Below are 10,920 nucleotides of genomic sequence, written 5' to 3' on the forward strand. Positions count from 1 at the left end.
AATGTCGAAATTCATCTCTCTTGAAGGCATTGCACGGCGCTACCCCAGAAAGGGATCCGCGGCGCCGACCACCATCTTCGACAATCTCTGGCTTTCGCTCGATCGGGGCGAGTTCGGCTGTGTCATCGGTCATTCCGGCTGCGGCAAGACGACGGTGCTCAACATTCTGGCAGGGCTTGAAGGACCAGACGATGGCGCTGTCATCGTCGATGGTCAGGTCGTCTCGGGACCAAGCCTTGATCGCGCAGTGATCTTCCAGAGCCATGCCCTTCTGCCTTGGAAGACCGTCATGGGCAATATCGCCTATGCAGTCTCGTCGCGCTGGCCGCAGTGGAGCGGCAAGGAGGTTCGCAACCACACGCAGACCTTCATCGATCTTGTGGGTCTGTCGGGTTCGGAAAACAAGCGACCCTCGCAACTTTCGGGTGGCATGAAACAGCGCGTCGGCATAGCAAGAGCTCTGTCGATCACCCCCAAAATGCTTTTAATGGACGAGCCGTTCTCCGCGCTTGATGCACTGACACGCGGAACCTTGCAAGACGAAGTTCGACGCATCTGCCAGGAAACCGGCCAGACGTCGTTCATGATCACCCATGATGTCGATGAGGCGATTTATCTCGCCGACAAAATTTTCCTGATGACCAATGGACCCGGTGCCGTTCTAGCCGAGGTCGTCCAGAACCCCCTGCCAAAGCAGCGCTCTCGCGTCGATCTGCATCACAATGCCGACTACTACGCCGTGCGCAATCACATCATCGATTTTCTGATTGCCCGCAGCAAAAGCTTCGCGACCGCCACGGCGTCTTCGGGCGTCCTCCACGACCCGCGCAACGTCCCAATCAACACCCCGCGCGCAACTTCGTCCGAAGATGGTGCCGCACTCATTTCCGCAGGTTTGGCGCGCTGACGCCCACCCAGATGAATTTTTAAGGAGAGACCAATGAAACGTGCCGACCTCACCGAAAAGCTGCTCGATATCAAGCGCGACAATGGCTGGAGCTGGAAATATATCTGCGAAAAGATCGGTGGCTCTTCCGAAGTGCTGATCGTCGGTGCAATTCTTGGACAGATGAAGCTCGCCAAACCGCAGGCAGAGAACGCACGCGAACTGTTCGGCCTTACGGATTCGGAAGTCCGTATGATCAACGAGACGCCCATGCGTGGCTCGCCGATGCCGCCTACGGATCCGTTGATCTACCGTTTCTATGAGCTGGTCATGGTCAACGGACCTGCCTGGAAGGCGCTGATCGAGGAGGAATATGGCGACGGCATCATGTCGGCGATCGACTTCGACATGGAGATCGAACGCGTGCCAAACCCCAGAGGCGACAGGGTCAAGTTCACCATGTCGGGCAAGTTCCTGCCCTACAAATACTACGGTGCCGCAGGCAATGTACCGGAATACGGTTACCGTGAAGATTAAATCGGCAGGGCGGAACGCACACAGCGTCCCGCCTTTTTCATTGGGAGCCCTTTATGAGCATTGCACCGCCATTCACGCGTGAAACCGCGATTGCCAAGGTCCGGATGGCCGAAGACGGCTGGAACAGTCGTGATCCGCAAAAGGTGTCACTCGTCTATACGGTCGATAGCCAGTGGCGCAACCGCGCCGAGTTTCTGCGCGGCCGCGGCGAAATCGTCTCGTTTCTCACCCGCAAATGGGCGCGCGAACTCGACTATCGACTGATCAAGGAACTCTGGGCCTTCGGCGATGATCGTATCGCCGTGCGCTTTGCCTATGAATGGCATGACGACAGCGGAAATTGGTTCCGCTCCTACGGCAATGAGAACTGGCACTTTGCAGCGGATGGCCTCATGGCTCGCCGCTTCGCATCGATCAACGATATGCCGATCGCGGAAAAAGACCGGAAATTTCTCTGGCCCTTGGGGCCACGACCGGACGGACATCCCGGACTTTCCGACCTCGACCTCTGATCCGCGGGTTAGCCGCCGGCCAGGGAATTATGACTGCCAACCATAAAAAGGGGAACTTCGAAAATGACCAATGATCATTCCAACAGCGACGATCACCGCAGGATCCTTGAGGAGCGTATCTCCGCCCAGCTCGGTCGACGCGCACTTTTGAAAGGCGTCGCCTCCGGTCTCGTGGCTGCCGGAGCAGCGAGCTTTTTCCCGGACATCGCATCGGCCCAGCAGAGCGGCCATATCCGCATTGCGGCGATCAAGCATATCGATACGCTCGATCCGCATTTCACCTTCTTCCTATCTGCGGTGCAGATCATCAACAACATCCACAACGGCTTGCTCAAGGTGACCTACGACGGTCAGAACGTCCGCTTTGAGCCGGATCTCGCTGCGTCCTGGGATTTGGAGGACGACCGCACCCACCTCTTCAAGCTACACTCAAACGTGACATTCCACGATGGCACACCCTGCGATGCGGAGGCGGTCAAGTTCTCGCTGCTTCGTGTCAAGCAGGGCAAACCGGTCTCGCCGCACGCCTGGAAGCTTGAACTTCTCCAGGATGTCGAGGTGGTGGACCCGCTGACCGTGCGGTTGCGTTTCTCGAGGCCCTACGCATTCCTGCCGGTGGCCCTCACCGGCTCAACCGGACGCGCAGGAACGATCGTCAGCCCTGCAGCCGTCGCGAAATACGGTATGGATTATGGCCGCAACCCGGTCGGCACTGGACCCTTCAAGTTCGTCAGCTGGAAAGACAACAATTCCATTGAGCTTGAAGCCAATCCGGACTATTTCGAGAAAGGAATGCCCAAGTTGCAGCGTGCATCCTTCGTTCTGATCGATGAAGCAAGCACGGCTCTTGCCGCGCTCGTATCAGGGCAAATAGACGGCATGACGGATTGCCCGATGCAGCTCGTCAATCAGGTGAAGAAAATCCCCAACCTGTCGCTCTATGGCGAGATCGAGGGCAACTACACCTATGTCGGCATGAACAACAAGTCGGCTCCCTTCAACGACATCAATCTGAGACGGGCAGTTGCTTTTGCGATCGATCGCGATGCGATCATCAAGCAGGCCTATTTCGGTCTCGCCAAACAGGCCTTCAGCCCGATCTCGCCACCCATGACGGGGTATTATGATCCCGATATCGCCAACACCGACCGAGGCCATCGGTTCGATCTCGCCAAGGCCAAGGAGTTCCGCGCCAAGGCGGAAAACCAGGGTGAAATTGAGGTGACCTATATCATGGCCGAGCGCGGCCCGGTCGGCACACGTGTCGCACAGGTCGTCGCACCGATGCTCTCCCAGATCGGCATCAAGGTGAAGCTCGAACTGCTCGAGCCGGCAGCATGGGTCCAGCGCATGAAGGACGGTAACTTCCAGATGCTGGACTTCGACTGGGTGGCAGATCTCGACCCGGAGGAAACGATCTTCCCGGAATTCAAGACCGGCGGTTCGTGGAACTACTGGGGATGGGCAAGCCCCGAATTCGACCGCTTGTGCATCGAAGCGCAGACGGTCATCGACGTTCCCAAGCGTGCCGAACTCTACCGCAAGGCAGAGGACATCCTCATGTCGGAGGCCCCGGTTGCGATGCTCGCGCATATGCCGATCTACAAGGTGTTCTCCAAAAAGGTGCAGGGCTTCAACTACATTCCCTGCGATCTCGTCAACCTGCACGGCGTGAGCAAGGTCTGATGCTGGCCCAGTCCGCCGCAAAAGTTTTCCAGACCGGGGTCGTCCTGCTCATCGTCTCTGTCGCCAGCTTCAGTCTTCTGAAGCTGGCGCCGGGCGATCCGGTGGTGTTGATGCTGGGATCGGAATTCTCGCAGGAAAGTTACGATTCGCTGCAGCGGGAACTCGGGCTTGATCGCCCGGTCGTCCTTCAATATCTGACATGGCTCGGAAACTTCATCACCGGCGACTGGGGCACATCCTTCGTCAGCCGGACAGACATCTTCACGTTCGTCGTCAAAGAGGCTTTGCCGGTCACTCTGACGCTGACGGCCTGTTCTATGCTGCTTGCCATCGCGGTCGGCATACCGCTTGGCGTTATAGCCGCAGTCAGAAAGGACACGATCTGGGATACCGCGATCGCCGTCTTTGCGCTGACCGGCTCGGCCTTCCCATCCTTCTTTCTCGGCATCGTCCTTATCTGGTTTCTGGCCGTCCAGTTCGGCATCTTTCCCGTCATGGGCTTCGTTGCGCCCTGGGAGGATTTCTGGGGCGGCCTGTATCACATGACACTGCCGGCACTGACGCTCTCAACCTATTTCATCGGCATGATCGTCCGTGTCACTCGCTCGTCGCTGATCGATGTGATGGAGCAACCCTTCATTGCTGCGGCCAAAGCGAGGGGCGAACCACGTTGGCGGGTCATATGGGTGCATGGCGTGCGCAACATCGCCATGCCAGTCGTCACCATGATCGGCTTGCAACTCGGCGGCATCCTGCAGGGCGCTGTGCTGACCGAAACGGTGTTTTCTCTTCCCGGCCTTGGTCAGATGCTGACCGATGCAGTGCTTGGGCGAGAATATACTCTCGTCCAGGCGGGCGTGATGCTGACGGCAACCATGTTCATTCTGATCAACCTGCTCATCGATCTCTCGTATCCGCTCCTCGATCCAAGACTGAGGCAACGCTGATGTCGTCTACAGAAACACGTTTATCGAACCTCACCGCGGTCCCGGCCGCAGCGTCTGCGTCGCGTCGCAAAAGCATGTTCGTGCGGCGACCGTTCTTCACAATGGCCTTGCTGGTCACCGTCTGTTTCGCCGCCTGCGCCATCTTCGCGCCGCAGCTTGCGCCCTTCAGTCCCACCCAACAGTCGATCGAGGCAATGATGGCGCCTCCAGATGGCGTCCATCTACTCGGAACGGATAGTTACGGCCAAGACATCCTGAGCCGCATCATCTATGGAACGCGATACGCGCTCCTGATCGGCCTCGTCTCCGTCGTTCTCGGTGCCATCGGTGGGCTAGTGCTTGGCCTTGCTGCAGGCCTTTCGTCCGGCAGGACCGAATGGCTGCTGCTGCGGATCATCGATTCGATCCTCGCCCTGCCATCCCTCATACTTGCCGTGGCATTCATCGCGATCCTGGGACAGGGCGTCGATAAGGTCATCATCGCGGTCGCACTTTCTCTGATCGGTCCGTTCGCCCGCACCGTCCGGTCCGACGTGCTCCAAGTCAAGGTTCAGCTCTTTGTCGAGGCGGCAAAGTTGATGAGCATTCCGCGCTTCACCATCATTCGCAAGCACATCCTGCCAAACGTGCTGTTTCCGCTTCTCGTCCAGATCACAGTGCGGATTTCGGAAGCCATTCTGGTCTCGTCGTCGCTCTCATTCCTCGGCATCGGCGTTACGCCGCCCACGCCGGATTGGGGGCTCATGATTGCCGAGGGAAGAAGCTTTGTCAGCTTCGCCGCCTGGATGTCCGGCATGCCGGGCTTGGCGCTTGCTTTGCTTTTGATCGCCCTTTCGATCGTCGGCGATGCAGTGCGAGAAGAGTTCGATCCCAAACTGAGGGCAAGCCAATGAACGCGCCTCTGCTCGAAGTCAAAGGCCTGACCCTTCACCGCGGCGCCAAGCGGATACTGGACGACGTCTCACTCTCGATCGGTCGCGGCGAGACCCTGGCGCTCGTCGGCGAAAGCGGAGCCGGCAAGTCGACGATCGCGATTGCTCTCATGGGGTTGCTCGACGGCGCCGATGCCCGGATCGAGGGCAAGGCGAAACTGGATGGCGATACCGATCTCATCGGCATGCGCGAGAAGGACTGGGCGCAGCTGCGTGGCAGGCGGCTGTCGATGGTGTTTCAGGACGCCGGTGCAGCGCTCAATCCCTGTTACACGGTCGGTAGCCAGTTGTCCTCCGTCCTGCGCCGCAATCTCCGCCTAGCGCGATCGGACGCTGCCGCGAGGGCCTTGCAGCTGATGGAAAGCGTCGGCATCAACGATGCGAAGGCAAGGATGTCCGCCTATCCGCACCAGCTATCAGGCGGGATGCAGCAAAGGGTTATGGTTGCCATCGCACTCGCCTGCAATCCGGATCTGCTACTTGCCGATGAACCGACATCAGCGCTCGATGTCACGATCCAGGCCCAGATCATCAGACTGATCCTCGATGAGACGAGGGCCCGCGGCGCAAGCTGCCTCTTCGTCCTTCACGATCTCGCACTGGCAAGCCAGTGCTGCGACCGGATCATTGTCCTTTATGCGGGCCAGGTGATGGAGGCAGGACGCTCGGATGTCGTTCTGCAGCAGCCTCTGCACCCCTATACACGTCTCCTCAAGTCCTGCGTCGTGGAAATTGGCTCGGACGATCTTGATCCGCCGTCAGGAAGCGTTCCCTCCTATGATTCCATGCCGACGGGCTGCAGGTTTTCGACACGATGTCCGCGCGTGCAGTCGCGGTGCATAGAGGAGCGTCCTCCGCTCTTGCAGACAAAAGGACGAGACCTCGCGTGCTGGAACCCGGAATGACGATGATGGCAGAGATGACAACGACGCTTACGCCGGATCGCGGCGTTACGCTGTTCGAGCTTCTGGACGTGCAGAAGCTCTACGAGGTCCGCCGTTCGGATCGGTTCTGGAACCGCGAGATGAGATCGCTTACAGCCCTTGATGGCGTCCGGTTGCGGATCGACCAAGGCGTCAGCATGGCGCTGGTCGGCGAAAGCGGATCGGGCAAATCGACGCTTTTGCGTGTCCTTCTAGGTCTTGCCGAACCGAGCCAGGGCCTGGCACTCTACCGGGGAAAGCCGGTCACCGCGATGCGCGCTGCTGGAACCGATTTCGCCCGCGAAGTCTCCATGGTCTACCAGGATGCGCGCGCCTCCCTCAATCCGCGGATGACAGTCGGCCAGCTTATTGCCGAACCGCTTCGTCATTTCAACATCTGTCCGAAGGAAGAGATCGGCGAGCGTGTCGCGTCGCTTCTGGCACGGGTGGGTCTTGCGACGGATCTCGCCGGCCGTTATCCGGCGGCAATGTCCGGTGGCCAGATCCGCCGCGTGGCAATCGCTCGGGCGCTTGCCTCCAACCCGATGGTCTTAGTCGCCGACGAAGCGGTTTCCGGCCTTGACGTTTCCACCCAGGCGCAACTGCTCAACCTGTTGAGAAAACTGCGGCGCGAGATGAACCTGACACTTGTTTTCATCACCCACGATCTCGGGGTGGCGAGCTATCTCTGCGATGAGATCGCCATCATGTATCTCGGACGGATCGTCGAGACCGGGCCAACGAAAGAAGTACTGGCCAATCCCGCACATCCCTATTCGCGGGCGTTGCGCCATTCGGCTCCGGAGTTCTTCGAGCCGATCTCCGATCCACTTCCCGGTGAAATCCCAAGCCCGCTCGACCTTCCGCCCGGTTGCAGGTTTGCCGGTCGCTGCACTATCGTGCAGTCCGATTGCCTGACAGAGGATCCTGTTCTCATGCGGCAGACGCACCAAAGGTCTGCGGCCTGCTACCATCCCTTGTCCCGAGCTGATGAAGTTTAGACCAGAAGACGTTGAGGCCACGATTGATGGCCGTTAGTGAAATGAAGGAACGACATGTCTGATTTCGATTTCTTTTCGGCCAAGCGCCCGTCCACCCTGTCGACCGGCGCGATGATTGCCACGTCGCATCCGCTTGCCACCGCAGCCGGTCTGGAAATCTTGCAGGATGGCGGCAATGCTGTCGACGCAGCGATTTCGGCTGTCTCCGTCCAATGCGTCGTCGATCCCCTGATGACCGGTATCGGTGGCGATTGTTTTGCTCTCTACGCACCTGCGGGGGGCGCGGTAAAGGCGCTCAACGGTTCGGGCCGCGCGCCTGCCGCGGCCTCCGTTGCAGCCCTTGCGGAGCTGGGCTTGAGCGGCGAAATTCCCCAGACAAGCCCGCACGCGATCACCGTTCCGGGCGCAATCTCCGCTTGGTGCCGTCTTCACACAGACCATGGATCTCTGCCGCTCGAGCGATTGTTCAAGCGCGCGATCGGCTATGCACGTTCCGGCTTTCCCGTCACGTCACGCGTCGCAATGGACTGGAAGGGCAATGAGACTGTCATCGCCGGCGACAGCCACGCCGCTGCAGTGTTTCTGCCCGAAGGCAAGACGCCCGTTGTTGGCACTGTCATCCGCCAGCCGCTTCTCGCAGACCGTCTTGAAGAGATCGCCGCCAGCGGTGCTGCCGCCTTCTATGAAGGCGCCACGGCAGAAAAAATGGTAGCCCATCTGCGCTCGCTCGGTGGACTGCATACGCTCGCGGATTTCGCGGCAGGGAAGGATGGCGCGAACTGGGTGGATCCGGTCAGTGCCAGCTACAAGGGTTTCGACGTCCATGAATGCCCGCCCAACGGACAGGGGCTGGCAGCACTTCTGATCCTCAAGATCATCGAAGGCTTTGATCTCGCCGCTATGGACGAGGCGGATCGGATCCATGTCCACGCCGAGGCGACCAAGATCGCCTATCATCACCGCGACGCCTTGATCGCAGACCCCGACCATTGTGCGGGCGTTGCCGAGCAACTGTTGTCCGATGAAGTCGTTGCGACGCTCCGCAGCCGTATCGACATGAAGAAGGCACTGCCGCCGGTTCTGTGGGACGAGCCCGAGCATAAGGACACGATCTATCTCTGCGTCGTCGATACACAGGGCAATGCGATTTCCTTCATCAACTCGATCTTCCATCCCTTTGGCTCGACACGCCTCGACCCTAAGACCGGTGTACTGTTCCACAGCCGTGGCGCATCGTTCCGGCTGATCGAGGGGCATCCGAATGCGATCGGCCCATCCAAGCGCCCGATGCATACGATCATTCCGGGCATGGTGACGAAGGACGGCAAGACGGTGATGCCATTCGGCGTGATGGGCGGTCATTACCAGGCAGCGGGTCATGCGGCGTTTCTGTCGGGCGTGATCGACAGGGGCCTCGATCTGCAGGCCGCCATGGACGTGCCACGCAGTTTCGGCTTCGGCGGCGTGCTGGAAGTAGAGCCGACCGTCAGCACGGCGGTACAGGCGGACCTTGAAGCGAGAGGCCACGTGCTGAAGATCGTCACCAGCCCGATCGGCGGCAGCCAGGCCATCCGCATCCGCGACGGCCTGCTGGAGGGAGGATCGGACAGCCGCAAGGATGGCATGGCGCTCGGCTTCTAGCGCTATTTATTTTATCGAAACCAAAGTGGTACTTTATGTAACTTGTATCATTCCCGGAATGGTGGCCGCATGCATCGTTCAACCGACGATAATCATGGCCCATCTGAATGTTATGGTGATTTTGAATGCATCGGTTTCGTAGAATGGGATTGGCACGGCGCGTGGGATGCTCGCCTTGAGAGACTTGTCGAATTGGGGCTGACCGATAAATGGCAGCACATGAACCGATAGCATCACAGTTGGAGGCCATTCGCAGGCTGCGGGCGATTGAAGGGAGCTTATACTTACAAATAGGCCTTTGGTCGATCACGCGGCGGCTTTTCGACGAAAATCTATGCTCGTGCAGACGGTCCCTGACGCCCTCTTGGCTTTATCCTGACTGATGTGAGGCTTTAGATCACAATGCCGTTCCGATCTGCTGGCAATGTCGGTGGCAAGCCGACTGTTTCTCGCAGATAAGGGCTATGACAGCGACGCTCTGCGCGAAGAGTGCTGACATACGAGATCATGCCGTCATCCCTCCGAGGGCCAGCCGCAAAGACCCGCCTGCCTGCGAATAACGAGCCTCTAAGGATCAAAGCCGCATCGAGAGATGGTTCAACTGTCTCAAGCAATTTCGGCGCTTCGGAACCCGTTACGAGGAGAGCAGCAAACCTTTTCGGCATTTCTCGCCTTGGCGGCCGCCAAAATATGGTTGCCTTACTTTGTCAACAGGTCCTAGCACTACTTTGGCAGAATTGAATTTTTGCTTTGAAAGTGCTATTAACAGTACGGACATGGGATTTGTGCTGTCGGTTTAGCAAGCGCATTGATCACGGCTCGACGGACGGGCGGTTGGCAAGGTCGGTTTAGGCGGTCCTCGGCGAACTCGTTGCTTCTTTTTTTCCCACTTTGCAGTTTGCAATTTCTGGTGCTGGAGAAAAGCATAAGCGATCATCGTCATCAGAGCGTGCCGATGTAGGCCTTGCCACGATCGGCCCTCTAAGGGATCGAAACCGAGCTCCTCTTTCGTCTGCTGATGCGCCTGTTCGCAGACCCATCTCGCCTTGATCGCGGCCGCCAGCACTTTCAATGTCGCATCGACCGGCAAGTTGGACAGGTAGTATTTGCGCTCGTCGTTTGATCGCCACTCGCTAACTAGCCAGGCCGCTTCGCCCGGCATGTGCTGCTGTCCCTTGTCATGGATGCGCTGCGGCGTGCCATCGGCGATCCGGATGCGCAATGCTGCAAACCGTGCGGTCAGGCGACCTTTTGTGCCACGGCGCCAACTGGCCTTCTTCCAGCTTGCAGATGCCAACATCGTTTCGGCGGCAACCGAAAGGGTGTCGGGGATCGAATGCTTGCGAGAACGGCCATGACCGGAGACGGGAAAGATCAATCCGACATTATCGGGATAAGGCTTCTGATGCTTGGGGATACCGACCGCCCAGGTGAGGCCACGTTCAATCAAGCCCTTCGGAACGCAGCCGACAGGCCGTAACCTGCGTCAGCCAGCACTGTGCCAAACCGGACACCGGTCACGATCAACCGATCAATCTCGGCAAAAGCAATCTCAGGCTTCGTGCGAGAGGTCCGCATGTCGTCGGGGACCCCAGCCTTCGCCATGCGCTCCTGATCACCGATCCGGCTATCCGGCAGGAACAGACGCAGGCCAACCGGGACTGGCACCTCTTCTCGCGCAAGCGTCACCGACACCAGCGTCTGGCAATTTGCTTGCTGCTTGCTTGCCTTGCTGATCGTTACCCAGGGAGTGGTTTAGCTTCGGCCATCGCCGTGACTTCCGGACGGAGCCGGGAATGAATCAGCTTGCGGCTTGCAGGCTAATGAGTGGATCATCGCTCATTGTAGCGATTGT

At 58.8% G+C, this 10,920-nt stretch carries 9 protein-coding genes and 1 pseudogene; 9 read left to right on the forward strand and 1 reads right to left on the reverse strand.

Going from position 1 to position 10,920, the window contains the following annotated elements; translation table 11 throughout:
* Position 1 precedes the first annotated feature (1 nt).
* The 9 genes from EKM04_RS22815 to EKM04_RS22855 all read left to right on the forward strand — a co-directional run bounded on the left by EKM04_RS22815 (position 2) and on the right by EKM04_RS22855 (position 9,065).
* Positions 2–907, forward strand: coding sequence for an ABC transporter ATP-binding protein (locus tag EKM04_RS22815; protein ID WP_174154544.1), 906 nt, complete (start codon positions 2–4; stop codon positions 905–907).
* A 33-nt stretch (positions 908–940) separates the two neighbouring features.
* Positions 941–1,423, forward strand: coding sequence for a cyanase (gene cynS / locus EKM04_RS22820; RefSeq protein ID WP_174154545.1), 483 nt, complete (start codon positions 941–943; stop codon positions 1,421–1,423).
* Between the two features lie 53 nt (positions 1,424–1,476).
* The gene (locus EKM04_RS22825) at positions 1,477–1,935 is read left to right on the forward strand and encodes a nuclear transport factor 2 family protein (RefSeq protein WP_183897797.1); all 459 of its coding nucleotides are present in this window, start codon (positions 1,477–1,479) and stop codon (positions 1,933–1,935) included.
* Between the two features lie 63 nt (positions 1,936–1,998).
* A complete protein-coding gene (locus tag EKM04_RS22830) occupies positions 1,999–3,621 on the forward strand; it encodes an ABC transporter substrate-binding protein (RefSeq protein WP_183897796.1) in 1,623 nt (540 codons plus the stop codon).
* Positions 3,621–4,568, forward strand: a complete 948-nt coding sequence (locus tag EKM04_RS22835) for an ABC transporter permease (RefSeq protein ID WP_183897795.1) — start codon at positions 3,621–3,623, stop codon at positions 4,566–4,568. The genes EKM04_RS22830 and EKM04_RS22835 overlap by 1 nt, the downstream gene beginning before the upstream one ends.
* The gene (locus EKM04_RS22840) at positions 4,568–5,461 is read left to right on the forward strand and encodes an ABC transporter permease (RefSeq protein ID WP_183897794.1); all 894 of its coding nucleotides are present in this window, start codon (positions 4,568–4,570) and stop codon (positions 5,459–5,461) included. Before EKM04_RS22835 ends, EKM04_RS22840 begins: the two co-directional genes overlap by 1 nt.
* Positions 5,458–6,405, forward strand: a complete 948-nt coding sequence (locus EKM04_RS22845) for an ABC transporter ATP-binding protein (protein ID WP_183897793.1) — start codon at positions 5,458–5,460, stop codon at positions 6,403–6,405. Before EKM04_RS22840 ends, EKM04_RS22845 begins: the two co-directional genes overlap by 4 nt.
* Positions 6,402–7,424: an ABC transporter ATP-binding protein gene (locus EKM04_RS22850; RefSeq protein WP_174154554.1), complete on the forward strand. Its 1,023-nt coding sequence runs from the start codon at positions 6,402–6,404 to the stop codon at positions 7,422–7,424. The genes EKM04_RS22845 and EKM04_RS22850 overlap by 4 nt, the downstream gene beginning before the upstream one ends.
* A gap of 54 nt (positions 7,425–7,478) precedes the next feature.
* Entirely contained in the window at positions 7,479–9,065 is a 1,587-nt protein-coding gene (locus EKM04_RS22855) for a gamma-glutamyltransferase family protein (RefSeq protein WP_234911055.1), read from the forward strand.
* A gap of 796 nt (positions 9,066–9,861) precedes the next feature.
* Here EKM04_RS22855 and EKM04_RS22860 read toward each other — a convergent pair.
* Positions 9,862–10,778 (reverse strand): annotated as a pseudogene (locus tag EKM04_RS22860) (IS701 family transposase); the annotation flags it as partial.
* Positions 10,779–10,920 lie beyond the last annotated feature (142 nt).

The organism is Rhizobium skierniewicense Ch11 (genome assembly GCF_023757665.1).
Lineage (GTDB): Bacteria > Pseudomonadota > Alphaproteobacteria > Rhizobiales > Rhizobiaceae > Agrobacterium > Agrobacterium skierniewicense.